17 protein-coding genes and 1 riboswitch are annotated in these 18,697 nt (G+C 29.3%); of the genes, 3 read left to right on the forward strand and 14 right to left on the reverse strand.

Translation table 11 applies throughout. The features are described from left to right. Window positions 1-8: 8 nt before the first annotated feature. The 5 genes from PEPCATONIAE_RS00995 to PEPCATONIAE_RS01015 form a co-directional block, all read right to left on the reverse strand. A complete protein-coding gene (locus PEPCATONIAE_RS00995; RefSeq protein ID WP_138158991.1) occupies window positions 9-1,469 on the reverse strand; it encodes an aminoacyl-histidine dipeptidase in 1,461 nt (486 codons plus the stop codon). Window positions 1,470-1,588: 119 nt separating this feature from the next. Beyond that, window positions 1,589-2,929 (reverse strand): GTP pyrophosphokinase, encoded by a 1,341-nt coding sequence (locus tag PEPCATONIAE_RS01000; protein ID WP_138158993.1) that lies wholly within the window; start codon window positions 2,927-2,929, stop codon window positions 1,589-1,591. Between the two features lie 17 nt (window positions 2,930-2,946). Beyond that, on the reverse strand, window positions 2,947-3,723 hold the full coding sequence (locus PEPCATONIAE_RS01005; protein WP_138158995.1) for a peptidylprolyl isomerase: 777 nt from the start codon (window positions 3,721-3,723) through the stop codon (window positions 2,947-2,949). 43 nt (window positions 3,724-3,766) lie between these two features. Continuing rightward, window positions 3,767-3,964: a cold-shock protein gene (locus PEPCATONIAE_RS01010; protein WP_138158997.1), complete on the reverse strand. Its 198-nt coding sequence runs from the start codon at window positions 3,962-3,964 to the stop codon at window positions 3,767-3,769. A gap of 127 nt (window positions 3,965-4,091) precedes the next feature. Next, window positions 4,092-4,802: an acyl-[acyl-carrier-protein] thioesterase gene (locus PEPCATONIAE_RS01015; RefSeq protein ID WP_138158999.1), complete on the reverse strand. Its 711-nt coding sequence runs from the start codon at window positions 4,800-4,802 to the stop codon at window positions 4,092-4,094. A 305-nt stretch (window positions 4,803-5,107) separates the two neighbouring features. Between PEPCATONIAE_RS01015 and glmS the strand changes: the two genes are divergently transcribed. Further along, window positions 5,108-6,934 (forward strand): glutamine--fructose-6-phosphate transaminase (isomerizing), encoded by a 1,827-nt coding sequence (gene glmS, locus PEPCATONIAE_RS01020; RefSeq protein ID WP_138159001.1) that lies wholly within the window; start codon window positions 5,108-5,110, stop codon window positions 6,932-6,934. A 47-nt stretch (window positions 6,935-6,981) separates the two neighbouring features. Continuing rightward, window positions 6,982-7,055: riboswitch (Fluoride riboswitch) on the forward strand. A 45-nt stretch (window positions 7,056-7,100) separates the two neighbouring features. Further along, entirely contained in the window at window positions 7,101-8,303 is a 1,203-nt protein-coding gene (locus tag PEPCATONIAE_RS01025) for a cation:proton antiporter domain-containing protein (RefSeq protein ID WP_138159003.1), read from the forward strand. Between the two features lie 53 nt (window positions 8,304-8,356). Here PEPCATONIAE_RS01025 and PEPCATONIAE_RS01030 read toward each other — a convergent pair whose 3' ends face one another. The 7 genes from PEPCATONIAE_RS01030 to PEPCATONIAE_RS01060 all read right to left on the reverse strand — a co-directional run bounded on the left by PEPCATONIAE_RS01030 (window position 8,357) and on the right by PEPCATONIAE_RS01060 (window position 15,820). Then, window positions 8,357-9,229 carry a sensor histidine kinase gene (locus PEPCATONIAE_RS01030; RefSeq protein ID WP_180339331.1) on the reverse strand — a complete coding sequence of 291 codons (873 nt, stop codon included), beginning with the start codon at window positions 9,227-9,229 and terminating at the stop codon, window positions 8,357-8,359. Beyond that, window positions 9,222-10,091: a hypothetical protein gene (locus PEPCATONIAE_RS01035; RefSeq protein ID WP_138159007.1), complete on the reverse strand. Its 870-nt coding sequence runs from the start codon at window positions 10,089-10,091 to the stop codon at window positions 9,222-9,224. Before PEPCATONIAE_RS01035 ends, PEPCATONIAE_RS01030 begins: the two co-directional genes overlap by 8 nt. Then, window positions 10,078-10,995: an ABC transporter ATP-binding protein gene (locus tag PEPCATONIAE_RS01040; protein WP_138159009.1), complete on the reverse strand. Its 918-nt coding sequence runs from the start codon at window positions 10,993-10,995 to the stop codon at window positions 10,078-10,080. Before PEPCATONIAE_RS01040 ends, PEPCATONIAE_RS01035 begins: the two co-directional genes overlap by 14 nt. A gap of 125 nt (window positions 10,996-11,120) precedes the next feature. After that, the gene (locus PEPCATONIAE_RS01045) at window positions 11,121-12,134 is read right to left on the reverse strand and encodes an aminomethyl transferase family protein (protein ID WP_138159011.1); all 1,014 of its coding nucleotides are present in this window, start codon (window positions 12,132-12,134) and stop codon (window positions 11,121-11,123) included. Window positions 12,135-12,201: 67 nt separating this feature from the next. After that, window positions 12,202-12,879 carry a response regulator transcription factor gene (locus PEPCATONIAE_RS01050; protein WP_138159013.1) on the reverse strand — a complete coding sequence of 226 codons (678 nt, stop codon included), beginning with the start codon at window positions 12,877-12,879 and terminating at the stop codon, window positions 12,202-12,204. 78 nt (window positions 12,880-12,957) lie between these two features. Further along, a complete protein-coding gene (locus PEPCATONIAE_RS01055) occupies window positions 12,958-15,111 on the reverse strand; it encodes a sensor histidine kinase (protein WP_138159015.1) in 2,154 nt (717 codons plus the stop codon). A gap of 1 nt (window position 15,112) precedes the next feature. Continuing rightward, window positions 15,113-15,820, reverse strand: a complete 708-nt coding sequence (locus PEPCATONIAE_RS01060; RefSeq protein ID WP_138159017.1) for a response regulator transcription factor — start codon at window positions 15,818-15,820, stop codon at window positions 15,113-15,115. Window positions 15,821-15,976: 156 nt separating this feature from the next. Between PEPCATONIAE_RS01060 and PEPCATONIAE_RS01065 the strand changes: the two genes are divergently transcribed. Beyond that, the gene (locus PEPCATONIAE_RS01065; protein ID WP_138159019.1) at window positions 15,977-17,716 is read left to right on the forward strand and encodes an Rqc2 family fibronectin-binding protein; all 1,740 of its coding nucleotides are present in this window, start codon (window positions 15,977-15,979) and stop codon (window positions 17,714-17,716) included. Between the two features lie 56 nt (window positions 17,717-17,772). Here PEPCATONIAE_RS01065 and PEPCATONIAE_RS01070 read toward each other — a convergent pair whose 3' ends face one another. Further along, window positions 17,773-18,084 (reverse strand): YerC/YecD family TrpR-related protein, encoded by a 312-nt coding sequence (locus PEPCATONIAE_RS01070; RefSeq protein WP_138159021.1) that lies wholly within the window; start codon window positions 18,082-18,084, stop codon window positions 17,773-17,775. Between the two features lie 15 nt (window positions 18,085-18,099). Beyond that, window positions 18,100-18,573: a 5-(carboxyamino)imidazole ribonucleotide mutase gene (gene purE, locus PEPCATONIAE_RS01075; protein WP_138159023.1), complete on the reverse strand. Its 474-nt coding sequence runs from the start codon at window positions 18,571-18,573 to the stop codon at window positions 18,100-18,102. Between the last annotated feature and the right edge of the window lie 124 nt (window positions 18,574-18,697).

Consider the following 18,697-nt stretch of genomic DNA (forward strand, 5'->3'; position numbering starts at 1 on the left):
AAAACCTCTTATTTTAATCTTTTTAATAATTCAATAACAAATTCAAAAATATTTTTTGTTGATTGGATTTCCAAACTTTCTCCAGGTGCATGTATACCATGCATATTAGGACCTATTGAAAGCATATCTATATCTCCTATTACTTCTTTTAAAATTCCGCACTCAAGGCCTGCATGAATAGCTTCAAATTCTAAATTCTCGCCTTTAAGATTTTTATAAACCTCTTTTGCCAGATCTCTTATTTTTGAATTTTCTTTATATTCCCAAGCTGGATAACTACTTATTACAAAGTGTTCAGCATTGCATAGTTCAGAGCAGATATTATTTTTCTTTGAAATTTCATTTCTCAATGACTCAAGTTCTGATCTTATGGAAATGTGTATTATTATTTCCTCATTACTTGATTCTATAACCCCTAAATTTGATGAAGTTCCTACAAGTCCTCTTATGTTATGACTCATGCTACTTACACCATTAGGCAATATATATAGCAGATTAATAATATTTTCTTTTAATTCATCATCTAAAAACTTATCAGATTTATCAGATTTTTCAGCTTTTTCAAAATTAAGTCTAACATCTGGATCTACTTTACCTATTTCCTTAACAAAATCTCTATTTATCTTTACAATTTCATCCTGTATTCCTTTTTTATCGTTAGGATCAATTGCTATAATGGCTTTTGCATATCGTGGAATTGCGTTCTCTTTAGATCCCCCTGATATATCAACTAATGATATGCCGAATTTTTGATTTATTCTCTTTAAACTTCTTGCTAAAAGTTTATTAGCATTTCCTCTTCCCTTATTAATATCTTCTCCTGAATGTCCGCCTTTTAATCCGGACAGGCTTATATAATAAAATTGTCTTACCTTATCTGCCAATTGAAACTTTTTCTTAAAAACAATATTATCTCTTTGGCCTGAAGAGCAAGCAATACAGCCTTTTCCTTCTGTTTCAGAATCAAGGTTTAGCAAGGTTTCAGATGTAAATAAAGATCCATCTAAATTTTTTGCACCTATCATTCCACTTTCCTCTGTTGCAGTTAACAGTGCTTCAATATAAGGATGTTCGTAGTTATCTGACTCTAAAATTGCAAGTATCATTGCAACTCCTATACCGTTATCAGCACCTAAAGTTGTATTTTTAGCCGTTATCCTGTCTCCTTCAACACTAAAGTCTATAGGGTCTTTATCAAAGTCAAAGTCAACACCTTCAAGTTTTTCACAAACCATATCTGTATGACCTTGAAGAATAATTCCAGGCGAATTTTCATATCCTAATGAGGCAGGTTTTTTTATTATTATATTATTATATTCATCTCGTATATATTCCAAATTAAAGGACTCAGCAAAATTCACAAGATAATCGGCAATTTTTTCTTCTTTAAATGAACACCTTGGAATTTTTGTTATCTCTTCAAAATAATGAAACACTCTTTTCGGTTCTATATTTTCTAATTTACTCAAAGTAATCCTCCTTAATGTTATTATACTCTATAATAATAAATCTTCATCAAATTTATTCCAATCAATTTAAATTATGTTTATTAGGATTTTTCATTAAGTAATTCTTAAAATATTTTTTACTAATTATTCTCCAGTCTGTTTTCAAACCTAACTTTTAACCTTTCAATATCAAATGGTTTTTTCCCTTTTATTTTAATAAATTCATATTCAGTTTCTATATCCTCAAGGGCTTCCTTAACTAGATAATTCATTGATCTATTTTCTCTAAAATTAGTATATACTTTGTTTAATATATAATTTTCAAGCTCGGTTTCATCTTTTAAAGCCAAATCAAAAAAATCAAACATTTTAATAAATAAAAGAGAATATTTAGAGCGTATAAAATTTAAAAAATCAATTATACTTTCGTTAGGATCTGTATTTTGCATCTGAATAATTATTTTTAAAGTGAGGTTCCAAGTCAAATCTCTGCTAGTTGAGTACATAATGGTTTTAAATATATTTTTCGTAAATTTATCTGAAAATTCAGTACAGGATTCGAATTTGATATTTTCCTGGAGATTTAATTTTGAATTGCTGACATCGTTTATCCTGTTAATCATTTTTACAAAATTTTCTCCGTATGATAATTCTTTCTTTTTAGCAGCAGTAAGTTGAAGAAACTCAACTATAATATCTGTTGAATGTTTGAAGTTAAATACAAATCCCAGTTCTTCCCTTACCTTATTACTATAAACATCGTGAATAATTTTTGAAAGGAGTTGATCTATTTGTTTATTAGCTGAAACTACAGCACTGGCATCAAGACTTGAAACGTGCTCAAAAACTAAAAGAAGTTGCCTGTCTATCATGTAAAGTGAATCTTTAATAGTAGACATTATGTCTCTGAAAAACGATTCATCAAGCATATAGTTGTAGTTTTTATAAAGAATTTTGTGGTCTATTTCTCCCCAAAAAACATTAACCATAGATTTTATTTGTAGTTCAAAATTAAAAATATTTTTACCGTACTGGTACCTGCAATCTATTTTATAAATTTCAAATCCATTTACCTGAACTTGAGGTTGTTTGTCAGAAAGCTTCAAAGATATAGGCGACTCAAGATCATTTTTATAGTAGCCATCACCTTGGTTAATATTATATTTTTTCTTAATTAAATTATAAATTTCCTCTTCATCTTTTATAAATCTGCACTCTATTCTAACCCCTATTAAATCGGAAAGATTCATAATCATAGATTCCGCATCATTATATTTTAAAAAGAAATTATTTTTAATAATTTTTTCCTTAAGTGATGATTCGGATTTAATTCTGTAGCTTATATTAGAAAAATTATCATCAGTATAAAGTGTATCTTTTAAAGAAGATACGATTTTATTAGATATTTGTCTTAATATTTCATTATATGATCTTAAGGTTAGAACACTTTCATCTATAAATTGGAAAAGTTCAATTTTCATTTTATTCCTCGTTATTTTTATTTTTCTTCTTCTTTTAAATTTGCAACCTCAATATGATGTTTTTGTGAAAGTTCCTTGATTTTATCAGCATAAGCATTTTGACTTTTAAAGTTTTTTACTTCTTCATATACCCTGTCTCTAACATCAGATAAGGTATGTTTCTTTCCTTTTATTTTACTGTTAAGTTTAATAATATGATAGCCGAAATCTGTTTTTATAGGATTTGAAATTTCTCCAACTTTCATTGTAAAAGCTGCATCTTCAAATTCTTTAACCATCATACCTTTGGAAAATTTACCTAGATTGCCGCCGTTATTTGATGATGGACAGTCGGAATATTCTTTGGCAAGCTCTTCAAAATTTGCTCCTCCATCTAATTTCTTTTTAAGATTTTCAGCTTCTTCTTTTTCAGCTACAAGTATGTGAGATGCTTCTACTGAATCATCTTCATCAAATTTTTCGGCATGTGCATTATAGTATTCCTCCACTTCTCTATCTGAAGGATTTATATTTTCCATAAGCTTTCCTATAGCATAGGTGGTAAGAAGTGATTCCTCTGTTTTAGTAAGTACTTTCTGAAAGTCCTCATCTTTGTCTAAGCCGTTTTCTTTAGCATCCATATATAATAAACGTTGGTATATGATTTCATCAACAATTTCTTTTACAACCTTATTTTCGCTTGAACCTTTTGTTAATTGGTTTTTTATTTGAGGGCTAAGAGTGCTCATAAAAACCATATAGTCTTCCATAGTTATTTCTTGATTATCGATTTTTGCAAGTATTTTATTTTTCATCTTTACCTCCATAAAACAAAAAAGCAGCCTTGGCTGCTTTAATTTATAAGATTACAATATTTTCAGCCTGTGGGCCTTTTTCACTTTCAACAACATCAAATTCAACCTCTTGAGCTTCTTCTAAAGTTTTGAAGCCTTCTTTTTGAATTTGAGAGAAATGTGCAAAAACATCATTTCCTTCTTCAGTTGTGATAAATCCAAAGCCCTTTTCGCTGTTGAACCACTTAACTTTGCCTTTCATTTAGTCCCTCCTTCTTAATTCCTTAATCCTTTGTCAATGTTGAGCAACCAAAACAAGAAGTTAAGCTGTCATTTTCAAATTCATAAAGTTTAATCATTAGTAATGATAACATTAAAAAGTATTTTTTTCAAGATTTTTTATATTTTATATTAATTTTAGCATTCGTTTCATTTGTGCATACCTCTAGGTAGCTAAAGTTATCATTGCTTAAAATATAAATTTTTTTATCATTTTTTATTTCTCTTTTATAAACTATATCAAAGTAATTTATATATTTTCCCTCTAAAAAATTTTCATCAATGGATTTATAAATCCAATATACGTATATTGTATTATTTACATGGCCATTATAATCTATGTCTGAATTTTTAACTGTAAATTCTTTTACTACTTTTATATCATTGTCACTCTCTAGGTAAAGAAAATTATCAAAATTTTTTTTGGGAAAAACTTTATATTTATTAATCATATCTTTGCCTATAATCACAGGTTTTTTATTTTTAAGATCCAATAGCAAAAATAAAGCTGTGGCTTTAACGAGAAGATTGCCGGAGGAGTCAAACACTCTATATTCCCTATAGCAGTAAATTTTTCTGAATTTGCTTGTCCATGTTTTTATCTTTATAAATTCATCTCTTTCAATAGGTCTTATTTGTTCAAGACGCCACCTATAAATAATCCAAATGCAATTATAATCTTTAATAAAATCAAAATAACTTTTTCCCTCCCTCTCATATTCTTCATTTGAAGTTTTAAGCAGTAATTTTAGTAAATTATAAAGTGTAAGAGACCCGTTATCGCATAAAGATTTGTAAACCTTAAAGTCTTTAGTAAACAAATTTTACACCCTTTCTAAAACAATAGTTAAATTATACCATCTATATTTAAGTAATTGTAGTTAATGATTAAGCCTGTTAGGCGCTATAACCAACTTGTCTAGTTAAATTGCCTATGTTATAATTACACGAAGGCAAAAATAATTATAGCGCCAGGTCCCTTATGGGATGACGAGGAATGAAGTTATCGAAATTTTCGGCGGATGCTTCATAGGTATCACAGCCTAAGTTCTCCTTAAAAACTAAGAGCAATCTTAAAACAAATGGAGTCCAGTGAGTCTTCAGTATTATATACCGGAGGTAAATTATGTGTGGAATAGTTGGATACTGCGGAAATAAAAACGCAGGTGAAATTATATTAAATGGATTAAAGAAAATGGAATACAGAGGTTATGACTCTGCAGGAATGTCATTAGTTGGACAAGATAAGCTTAAAACTATAAAAAGTATAGGTAAACTTGAAAATCTTAAAAAGATTTATAAAGAAAATCCTATTAAAGGGAGCGTTGGAATCGGTCATACAAGATGGGCAACTCATGGAGAAGTGAGCTTGGCAAATGCTCATCCTCATCTTAATACTTCTGAAACCATAGCCCTAGTTCACAATGGAATTATTGAAAATTACCAAGACTTAAAAAAAGAACTTGAGAATCTGGACTATAGTTTTAAATCTAAAACAGACACTGAAGTTATTGTTCAGTTAATAGATTACTACTATAATGGTAATTTGTTAAATGCTGTACTTAAATCCGTAAAAAGACTTAAAGGCTCCTATGCTTTAGGAGTTATATCAATGAATAATCCTAGTGAGCTGATAGCAGTAAGGTATAAATCTCCTTTAATAGTAGGCCTAAGTGATGATGGATATTTCATTTCCTCAGAATTATCTTCACTTGTTGAATATACAAACAAGGTTATTTATATGGAAAATAACGAAATAGCACAATTTAGTTTAAATAATGAATATAAGTTTTTTAACTATAATTTAGATGAGATTCAAAAGGAGATTACAAATATTGATCTTGACAGTCAATCAATTTCTAAAAACGGATTTGATCATTATATGTTAAAAGAAATTTTTGAGCAACCTGATGCTATAAGAAATACCCTTGAAAAAAGAATTGTTGAAAACAAAATAAAACTTGGAGATTCTTTTTTTACGAAGGAAGAAATTGAGAAGTTTAATAAAATTTATATTATAGCTTGTGGTACAGCCTTTCATGCCGGAGAAGTTGCCAAGTTTGCTATTCAAAAATTTACTGGGAGACAAGTTATTTGTGATATAGCATCTGAATTTAATTATAATCAAAAATTTATAGATGAAAATACATTGACTATATTTGTAAGTCAATCAGGTGAAACGGCAGATACGCTTTTAGCCCTTGAAAATGCTAAAAAATTAGGAGCTAAAATTTTAGCTATAGTAAATTCCGAAAATTCAACTATGACAAGAGAAGCGGATAAGGTAATATATTGTTATTGCGGACCTGAAATCTCAGTGGCTTCAACTAAAGCATATACATCTCAATTACTTCAGCTTTACCTTATAGCGCTTGATATGGCAGATAAACTTGGAACTATGTCTAAAGAAGAAATAACAGATATCCTTGAGGAACTAATGCTTATACCGGGCAAAATAGAATTTATACTTTCTAATAAAGATGACTTTAGAGATATTGCTGAAGATATTAAAAATGAGTCCTCAGTTTATTATACGGGTAGAGGTATAGACTTTATATCTGCAAAAGAAGGAGCCTTAAAGCTAAAGGAAATATCATATATACACACTGAGGCAATGGCATCAGGAGAGCTTAAACACGGCTCAATAGCCCTTATGGAAAAAAACACAAAAATAATTGCAGTTGTTACTCAAAACTTTACCGTTGATAAAATTGCATCAAATCTTGAAGAGCTAAAATCAAGGGGAGCGGATATTTATACAATAACTACATTTAACAATTCTACAGTTAATCAAAATTCAAAGCAAATTATAAAAATTCCTGAAACTATAGATATACTTGCACCTTTTTTAAGTATAATACCTTCTCAGTTTATAGCCTACTATACCTCTCTTGCCAAAGGAAATGATGTGGATAAGCCTAGAAACTTGGCAAAATCTGTTACAGTTGAATAGAACCTGCAAATTTCTTGTATTTTTTTATAAAATAATATATAATATCCAGGATTTGTGGGAATGAAGATCTCCCTTAGCTTATGCTAAAACTGCTTCTAAAGCTGATGACTTCTGTGCAAAATATACAGAAGCTGTCAGCTTTTTGTATCTATAGGAGGGTTTTATTATGTTGACATCTCTATCAATTATATTTCTTGTGGGATTATCGATGGCGGCAATTTGTGAAAAATTTTGTTTGCCAAGAATCATAGGAATGCTTTTTACAGGTATTGTTTTAGGGCCTTATGTTTTAAATCTTCTTGATCCAACTATACTTAATATTTCATCAGAACTTAGACAAATTGCACTCATTATTATTTTAATTAAGGCTGGACTGTCTCTAGACTTATCGGACTTAAGAAAAGTTGGAAAGCCTGCAGTTCTTATGTCCTTTTTACCTGCAAGTTTTGAAATACTCACCTATGTTTTCTTTGCGCCCATATTATTAAAAGTAACTTATATTGAAGCTGCGATTATGGGTGCAGTTCTCTCAGCTGTTTCTCCTGCTGTCGTTATACCTAAAATGATTCAATTAATGGATCAAAAATATGGAACTTCCAAAAGTATTCCACAGCTTATTATGGCAGCTGCATCATGTGATGATATCTTTGTAATTGTATTATTTTCGACTTTTCTCGACATGACAAAAGGAGGAGATATAAATATAAAATCTTTTTATAATATACCTTTATCTATTATAATAGGCATTATCATAGGAGCTATAGTAGGTTATGGTCTTAGCGTATTCTTCGAAACCGCCTATGCAAATAAACATTTCATTAGAAATAGTATGAAGACAATTATTGTTTTAGCTACCGCTTTTCTTTTAATATCAATTGAAAGCTGGATTAGGCCTTATCTTCCAATGTCTGGAATTATTGCTTTAGTAAGTATGGCATCTATGATTAAAATTAAAGGTAATAATTTTGTTTCTATGAGGCTATCTGAAAAGTTTGGCAAATTGTGGGTGGCAGCTGAAGTAATTTTATTTGTGCTTGTAGGTGCTTCGGTGAATATTAATTACACTTTAAATGCAGGATTTACAAGCATAGGAATTATTTTTATTGCTCTTATATTCAGAGCATTTGGTGTAATGGTATGCCTTATAAAAACACAACTTACCAATAAAGAACGTCTCTTCTGTGTCATTGCTTATTTACCTAAGGCTACAGTTCAAGCTGCTATTGGATCCATCCCTCTTTCAATGGGTTTATCTTGCGGCCAAATTGTTCTTTCTGTATCTGTCCTTGGAATTATAATTACTGCTCCTTTAGGTGCTTTAGGTATAGATTTAACTTATAAAAAACTATTGTCATTAGAAAACCAATAAACTATCAAATGATAATTTTTAAAATTAAAAATAAAAAAATAAAGGCTTAGCCTTTATTTTTTTATTTCAAACTGAATTATAAATTTTTTACTCTTTACCTCTATTGAGCAATTATATTCCAACTTATCCATTGCAGCATTAACTATACTAAGTCCAAGTCCTGTGGAGCTTTGTCGTGATGTATCTATTACTCTCATTTTTTCAAAAAGATAAGAATAATCTCCATCTTCTAAGCTTGTTTTATTTATAAATTCAATCCTTATACTTGATCCTATGTCTTTTATTAATATTTTGTTTTCTCCAAGAGAGTACTTAACCATATTATCCATAATATTGTGAACAGCTACCGATAAAAGTTCCTTAGATGTAACTATTTCATAAAACTCTATATTTTTCTCAATATCTATACTTTCATTTTTACTTTTTATAAGATCATAGTAATCAAAAACTATAGATACTATAAAATCAACAAGGTTAATCTTATTGACTTCTTTAATATCGTAGTTGGAAATTATAGAATATTCATAAAACTTCTCAATAATCTCTTTTATATATGAGCTTCTATTTATTACTATATCAAGATACTCTTTAGAATTTTCATCCTCTGGTTTTATTAAACTTAAGTACCCTATAATTGAAGTAAGAGGTGTTCTTAAATCATGGGATAAATTAGCAAGAAGTTCCCTATATGAAATTTCCTGCCTTTTATTTTCATTAATTAAAGAGTTATTTTCAACTAAAAGATTATTGAACTTTTCTAATATAAACCTATAGTTTTTAGGGATGTTTAAATAGGATTCAGATAAGTCCTTGTATTTTACTTTATAGTCCAAAAATTTTTCTAACTCTTTTAAAGCTTTTTTTGACTTATAACTTTTGTATAAGATAAAAATTACAAGTCCCAATATGATAAAACTACTAATCAATATTTCTCCTTTTAAATATAATCAAATTCAATCCAATTGCCATTACTAGTATAATAACACTTACTACAAGTCCTGGAATAAGATTTGAGTAATCTGTTGGACCTATATTTGAAAGATTAATATTTTTTCCTATACCTCCAAGTAAAGAATTCATGGCCTCTTCTGATGAGGATAGCTTGTAAATAACTTCTTTAAAAAATTTACCTGAAATTTTTTCTGCAGTTTTTATAGGCATTAAGTTCATAAGTTTTTCTATTTTGCCTATATTTAAAAAGTTATTTAATTTCAAAAGTATACCGGGAACTACAAGGTTTAAAGATAGCCCTAATATTGTGGCTAAGCTTTCATTTTTCATATTTAAAAAAACAAGGTGTATCACTGAAATAATGGCACATATAGGTAAAATCATAAGTCCCATATATTTAAGAAAAATTTTTATTAAAATAAACTTATAATCAATAAACCCATAAATTATTTTTGAGCATATAAAATGAACTGTAAGCATAAATATAGCAAATATTAAGCATAAAGTAACTGCTCCTAAAAACTTTGATATTATTATATTTTCTCTTGATATGCCAGCTTCAATAGGCCTTTTGTATCCTCCCTCCTTTTCTTCATCTGATAAGTTAAGAGTAGATAATCCTGCTGAAAGCCAAGAGGATGAGGCGATTACTATTTGTAAACTTGCAAAGGTAATAATTAAATAATTATAGCCTTCATTAATTGAGTTTAAAGCATTTTTATTCGCAAAAATTATGCCTAAATGACATGCAAGTACTATTAAGGAAAAAACCAAAAAAGTGCCTAATGTACTTCTCCTTTTTAAAGCTCTTTTCAAATCTATTTTAAAGTATCTCATTTTTTCCCTCCACCAAGTTTATATAATAGTTTTCAAGATTAAACTTCTCATCAGATATTGACTTAAGAAAAATATTTTCTTTTGCAAGTATTTTTTGCAAATCTTGGCTGTTAAAGTTTTCGAATACTTTTATTTCATTTTCGGGATATACTCTATATTCTTTTATATTAAAATTTCTCTCAAGTATATTTACTACTTTTTCCAAATCCTTATCAAGAGTTATTATGTCAATATAGTTTCTGCTTTTTGAGTCTATTTCCTCTTTGTTTATTTCTTCAATAACTTGTCCCTTCTTTATAAAGCCGAATTTTGTTGCTATCATGGACAGTTCTGATAATATATGAGAAGAAATAACTATTGTTGTATTCCACTCTCTATTTATCTTTAAAAGCAATCTTCTTAAATCTATTATTCCTTCGGGGTCAAGACCGTTAATTGGTTCATCTAAAATTAAAATCTTAGGTTTTCCCATAAATGCTGCTATTAATCCCAACCTCATAACCATACCTGTTGAATAGGATTTTACTTTCTTATTCAGATTATCTTCCATTTTAAATTCTTTTATTAAAGGGTCATTTGAATTGTAGGAAAAACCCCTTAACTCAGCTATTCTTTTTAGGTTTTTTTCTCCGCTAAGATAGGAATAAAATGCAGGCTTCTCTATTAAAAAGCCTATAGTTGATTTTTTATTTTTAATTTGATTTAAGGGTATATCAAAAACTTTAACTTCACCAGAATCTTCTATAATATGGCCGGCCAATATCTTTAAAATAGTAGATTTACCTGCTCCATTAGGCCCAACAAGACCATAAATATCTTTGCTGTCTATATTAAGATTTATATTATTTAAAGCTTTTGTATTTCCAAAGTTTTTAGAAATATTTTTATATTCTATAGCTTTCAACTTATCATCTCCTTATGAGTATTATTGCAAATTCTTATATGGTTTTTCTAAATAGAATCTAAATATTTTCTAAATTTTTGCATAAAAAAGCACCGGTTTATTTAGCCGGCGCTTTAATTTAGATTTTAAGCTCTTACCCTTGAATTGCTTTTATCATAAAACATTCTCTCACAAAGGCTAGCATCAATTTCTCCAGAAGAAGTTTTAATTTTTACTTTATCCCCGATTTTTGCTCTTTCGGTATTAATTAAAGCATATCCTATACCTTTTTCTACTGTAAATCCATAGGTGTACTTTGTAACCCTGCCAACACACTCACCGTCAATTAAAAGCTCGTTACCGGCCTCTACTCCTGCATCTTCCATTTCTACAGTAAATCCTACAAGATCTCTTTTAATTCCTTCTTTTTTTGCCCTTAAAAGAGCATCTTTTCCTATAAAATCACTATTCCAGTCAATTGTCCATCCGTAGCCAACTTCCATAGGGTTGCATCCTTTTAAGTCACTCATGAGAACGTATCCCTTTTCTCCAGGAAGACTGTTAATAATTACATCAGATGTAATATTCATAAGGTTAAATTTTTTTCCACAGTTTACAAGCTCTTTTTCAAGAAGATCTTTCTTTTCTGTAGGAACGTAAATTTCATATCCAAGCTCTCCTGTAAAACCTGCTCTTGCAACTTCAATATCAAGATCTCCAACTGTATTGTCTTCAATCGTAAAGAATTGCAAATCGTCAATATTATCATCTACAAGACTGTTGATAAGGTCCTTTGATTTAGGTCCTTGGACTGCAAACATAGTAAGCTTTGATGTAATATCCTCGTAAGTTACATCTTCATTTGTCTTATGCTTATCAAACCACTCTATCATTTCTTTAATATAAAGAGTTGAAACTACATATCTTTCCTCTTCAACATAAAAAACTATAACATCATCGATAATATGACCTTCTTCATTAAGCATAGTTGTATAAGTAGCCTGTCCCAAACCAAGTTTTGAAATAGCGTTTACAAACATTTTGTCTAAAAACTTTCCGGCATCAGGTCCGGTAACATTTAAAAGTTGGTGGGTAAAATCATAATATCCAACATTTTCTCTAACAGCTTTGTGTTCCTTCATTAAAATTTCTCTTTTCATATTACCACCTCATTTATATAGACAACATTCCTCTTTGTTACTTATACCCAATATTTATTAAAATAGCTTATTTTATCCTGTAGCCCATACCCCAAATAGTTTCTATGTAGTCCCTGTCTGTAAATTTTTTTATCTTGTTTCTAATATTTGAAATATGTGAGTTAACTGTATCTGCAGCATAAATATATTCATCATCCCAAACTGAAGTGTATAAATTTTCTTTTGAGAAAATTTTATTAGGATTTTCCATTAAAGTTTTTAAAATTTTAAACTCAATTGACGTGAGCTTCAAAACTTTATCGTCTATACTTGCTGTCATATTTTCAGTGTCAATTTTTAAATTTTCTTTTTCTAATGTGTATGATTTTTTATTTTTATCTTTAGATTTTTTATATCTTCTAATTGTAGCTTCAACTTGTGCTATTACTTCCTTGTTATCAAAAGGCTTTGCAATAAAGGCATCAGCACCTAAATTTAATACGTTAACCTTTGTATCTACGGAAATTTTTGCAGATATGACTATTATGGGAGCATCGTTTTTATCTCTAACTTCCCTTATAAACTCTTCACCTGTCATATTAGGAAGAATTAAATCCAAAAGTATTAAATCGTAAGAATTGATTTTAAGCTCAAGAAGTCCCTCTCTAGCTGTATAGGCACTGTCAACTTTATATTTATTATTTAATATATTTACAAGAAGTCTATTAATATCTGTGTCATCTTCAATAACTAAAATTCTTTCCATATAATCACCATTTCGATTATATCTAATTAACAAAATATAAAAAAGCCCCCTAAGGGACTTTTTAAATTAAAACTTTAATTATAAGATTTTATTCTCTTCAGATTTATTAAATTTTATTTTCGTTTTAAACAGGTCTCCATCTACTTCAAGAAAGAATTTTCCACCTTGAGCACTTATAAGAGTGCTTGCTATAGAAAGGCCAAGACCTGATCCTTGAGTATTTCTTGAGCTGTCTCCCCTAGTGAATCTTTCTATAAGTTCTTCCGGAGATATATTAAGTTGATACTTAGATATATTTTTAATTGTAAGATCAATATCCTTATCAACCTTTAAATCTATATATACTCTTGTATTATCCAAGGCATACTTTTCTATATTTGAAAATAGATTATCTAAAACCCTTGATGTTTTAGTTCCATCTAAATTTACAATTACAGGGTTTTCCGGAAGGCTTACTAAAAGCTCCAGACCTTTTTCCTCAAGCTTATCTTCCCACTCTCCTACTACTTGGCTTACTAAAGATTTTAAATCCAAATTCTCATATTCAAGTTCAATATTATTACTTGCGGCTTTTGATATTTCAAAAAGGTCTTCAATTATGTCTTTTAGCTTGTGAGATTTTTCATTTATTATCTGTGCATAATCCTTTATGTCCTTAGAATCCGTATTTTCATCTGTTATAAGCTCTGAATAGTTAATTATAGACGTTAATGGAGTTTTTAAATCGTGAGATACATTTGTTATAAGCTCAGTCTTTAATCTTTCAGATTTAACGGCATTTTCAACTGCAAGATTTAAGTTTTTGGATATGGTATTAACATTATCTCTTATAGCCGGAAATTTATTACTTTCGCTGATTTTGTAAGTATAATCTCCTCCGGACATATTTTCTGTAACTTTTCTAATTTCTTCTATACTGAAAAGATGATTTCTAAAGTATATGAAGATAGCCGCTACAAGACAAACCCATAAAATAAATACTACAGTTGATAGATATGGATATACTACAACTAAACAAGCTACAAGTCCTAATGCTATAAAACCTGCAATTATTAAGTAGTATTTTCTCATATAGCTGCTGTCAAAAGCTTCATTATTTACACTTAAATTTGAAGCTTTTTCCATGAAAAGATTTTTAATTCCCTTTAAGATTCTATAGGTTATTGAATTTTTAATAACTTTTGAATTAAATCCTTCATTATAAATGGACTTAATTGCATAGACAAAATAAATTACTGCAATAGAACCTGTTACCATTAGTAAAAACATAGATGCATAGCTGATTATATATCTATAATCCATAAATTCATCTATATAAATTAATTGTGTCCATGCTGTAAAAACAGCTGCCCAAGCTCCTATAGCTAAAAAAACAATTCCCAAAGGATATTTTATTATTCCCTTATAAAATCCTACCTCGCCTGCCCTTTCATAATCACTTGCTGCAGCAAAAATAAATATTAAAGCCAAGCCTATTAATCCTGCAATCACCATTTTACTAATATAATTTTGCATAAAATCATACTCAATTACAGCTTGTTTTATAAACCTTGCTTCGGGATCAAAGGAATAGGCAAAATTTAATTTTTTGATTCCTGTAGTTTGCTGATCAATTTCTCTATAAGCGCTTTTTAAAGATCTGGAAAATTGATTGGCAATATTTTCTGCAAATTCATTTTGAGGTATATCTGTCTGGGTTATACTTATATTTCCATCTTCGTAAAATCCCCTAAAGGTTATGTTTCCACTTGGAAAGTCTACACTTTGAGGATCCGAATTGCCGAATCTGCCGCCATTACTTAAATAACCTATTTTGTATACAGGTTCTTCAATTGATTTTATGTTAGAATCTTCTCTTATGTTTTTATCTTTTTCTCCGTCCTCATAGTCCTCTAAGGGCCTATAGGTGTATTCTCCGTCAGCATCCCTTGTAACTACACTTGTGGGATACTTTTCTCTATACTCTTTTGTAAATGGATAATTTGTAATTTTAAAAGATCTTACGCAATATTTAAATTCTCCAGACTGTGCCAAAATGTCATCATCATATAAAGATGATGATACCTTTGAATAAAAGGTATCTGCAAGACCTGCAGCCTGCCTATAAGTATCAGTTTCCTCAATAGAAATATTTAAATACAGGTATATTATAATAGATAAAAGAGATATTCCTAAAATAAATCCCCATATACCTAAATTACTATATCTTATGCTTTTTTTATTTTTTTCCATGCTAACTCCTCCTGTGGGGATCTACAAACTTATAGCCAAGACCCCAGGCAACTTTTAAATACATAGGTCTCTTTGGATCAATTTCAATTTTTTCTCTTATTCTTCTTATATGAACTGTAACTGTTTTTGCTTCAATAGCAGGTTCATTCCACACCAACTCGTAAATTTCTTCAATAGAAAAAACTCTGTTAGTATTTTTCATAAGAAGCTCCAAGATTTTATATTCAATAGATGTTAACTTAACTTCCTTTTTGTCTACAAAAACTGTTTTTTCAAAGGTATTAAGTTTAATATTGCCGATTTCTATATACTTCTTGTCTTCACTACCAGATTTTTGATAATCATATAGTCTTCTTATATTTGAATTTACTCTGGCCATTAGCTCTAAGGGATTAAAAGGCTTAGTAATATAGTCATCAGCTCCTATATTTAAACCTATCACCTTATCATAATCTTCCGATTTTGCTGATAAAATAATTATCGGAACATAGCTTTCCTCTCTAAGTTTAACTATTGCTGCCTCTCCACTTAATTTCGGCATCATAAGATCCATAATAATAAGATCTACCTTATTGTTCTTAAATTTTTCTATAGCATCTTCTCCATCTTCTGAATATATAACATTATAATTTGAATTTTGTAAATATATTCCTATAGACTCTCTTATCGCCTTATCATCTTCTGCTACAAGCACTGTATATTTTTCCATATATATCCTCCAAAAGTATAATATCAATTTAATTTAACAAAAGAATTTAAAAAGTATTAAGAAACTATTAAACTAATTATATTATACTCAGCTATGTCTTGTATTGATAATATTTCAGTTAAAACTTATATGGTATAATAATCCTCGGGTGATTAAATGGCATATGATGGATCAGTCCTAAGGGCTGTTATTTTTGATTTAAAAGAAAAGTTAATAGGATCCAGAATAGAAAAAATTTATCAAATTAGTGATTATGACCTAGTGATAAATGTTAGAAAGGGATCTGAAAAATATAAACTTTTTATCTCGGCATCAAATAATGCGCCAAGAGTTTATTTAACTGAAAAATCCTTTACAAATCCTCAAAATCCTCCAGCTTTCTGTATGCTTTTAAGAAAACACTTGGAGGGATTTAGAATTGAAAATATAGAACAGTATAAAATGGACAGAATTTTTAAAATAGATGTCTCTTCAAAAAATGATTTATCTGATTTTCTCATGAAATCTTTATGTATAGAAATTATGGGAAAGCATTCAAACATTATTTTAATTGAAACTGAGAGTAAGAAAATATATGACTCTATAAAAAGAGTTCCCCATTCAATGAGTAGAGTTAGACAAATTCTTCCTGCTTTAACCTATGCCTTGGAACCTATATCAACTGCCCTTGACCCTTTGTCAAAAGATTCATTTAATAGAGGTCTTAAAGTTTTTAATCCTAATAAAAGCATAAGAAACAATTTAATTTCCACTTTCACAGGATTTAGTAAACTAAGTGCAAGTGAAATATGCTATGGTGCCTTTATAGATGAGGATAGATCTTTTAGCAGCCTGACTAAGAAAGATATAGAAAGTTTAGAGCACTCTTTTAATCTTATGGTTAAATTATTTAAAGATAATAACTTTTCCCCAATAATTATATACAAGGAAGAAGAAGTATTTGACTTCTTCTCTTTAAATCTACAAATGATTAAAAATGGCGACAAAAAGACTTTTAGTAATATTTGTAGAATGCTTGAATACTTTTATTCTACAAGGGAAAACAACCAAATTATTAAAGATAAAGGTTTTTCAATTAGGAAAATTATTAAAAATAATATAGAAAAAGAAAAAAGAAAGCTTGCAAAGCAATCAGATGAATTAAATGAGGCTTTAGATCGCGATATATATAAGGTTTACGGGGATCTTATTTCATCAAACTTTTTTAAAATTAATTCCGGATCTGGAAAGGTTAGATTAGAAAATTTTTATGATAATATGAAAGAAATAGAAATACCCCTTGATAAAAAGCTTTCTGCTCATGAAAATGCAGCAAGATACTATAAAAAGTTTTCTAAATTAAAAAATGCAGAAACTAAACTTAAATCCGAAATAAAAAAGACAAAATCAGCTATTGAATATCTTGAAAATCAGGCCTTAAACATGGATTTAAGTGAAAACGAAAATGATATTGAAGAAATAAAGCAAGAATTATTTGAAATGGGCTATATTAAAAGGTATCAGAAATTTAAAAATAAAAAACCTAAACTTAAAACTCTTGAATACACCTTATCTAATGGAGATAAAATATATTGCGGTAAAAATAATAAGCAAAATGAATATTTAACTTTTAAGCTGGCAAATAGAGAAGATTTATGGTTTCATGTTAAAGATGCTGCCGGCAGCCATGTAATTTTAAAATCAGATAAGGATGAATTTTCTAAAGAAAGTATAGAAAAAGCGGCTTATCTTGCTGCACTTCACAGCTCCTTTAAAGACTCAAATAATATTGCTGTGGATTATTGCAAAAAAAAGTTTGTGAAAAGGCACCCTTCAAAAATTCCGGGTCTTGTAATTTATACTGACTTTAATACTCTTAATGTAAAAAAGAAAGATATAAAATTGGATGAATTTTAAAGAATATAAAATAAAGCCCTTGTAGTATTACACTTTGTAACCTACAAGGGCTATTTTCATTTATCGTCTTCGTCTAAAAAATTAAGTTTCTCAAGAACTAATTTATATCCATCAGCTCCATAGTTAAGAGATCTGTTTATTCTAGATATAGTAGCTGTACTTGCACCTGTCTCTGATTCTATTTCATGATAGGTTTTATTTTTAATTAAAAGCTTTACTACTTCAAGTCTTTGAGAAATAGCTTGAATTTCTTTAACAGTACATATGTCTTCAAAAAACCTGTAGCACTCTTCAATAGTTTCTAGAGCTAAAATTGCTTCAAAAAGCCCATCAGTTTGCTCACTTTTAATTTTGGAATTATAAATCATAGACTTCCTCCTAAATTATAGTTGTTTATTCATCTCTTCAACGTCTTTTTCAAGTTCCATTTTATAGTTGCTTAACTTTGTGCTAAGTTTTTCATCACTTAAAGCTAACATTTGTATTGCAAGAAGAGCTGCATTCTTACCACCGTTAATTGCAACCGTAGCTACAGGAACTCCTGAAGGCATTTGAACCGTTGCAAGAAGAGCATCAAGGCCATCAAGTGTAGATGATTTGACAGGCACCCCTATAACCGGAAGAGTGGTATTAGCTGCTAATACGCCTCCTAAATGAGCTGCCTTACCTGCTATGGATATTATAACTCCAAAGCCTTTATCCTTAGCATTTTTAGAAAACTCAAAAGCTTTTTTAGGTGTCCTGTGAGCAGAGATAACTTCAATTTCGTAGTCAACTTCGAATTTATCAAGTACTGAAACTATGTCATCACTTATATTTTTATCACTTATGCTTCCCATAATTACTGCTACCTTCATATTACCCTCCTTGAAAACTTGCACATGAAATTACATTTTTATAGTATCAATTTTTTACACTAAAGTCAATAATCCCTTACATCATTTATGTAATAAAGTGATAATAAAATGATATTCAAATACA

This window comes from Peptoniphilus catoniae, from assembly GCF_901447155.2.
GTDB lineage: Bacteria > Bacillota > Clostridia > Tissierellales > Peptoniphilaceae > Peptoniphilus_E > Peptoniphilus_E catoniae.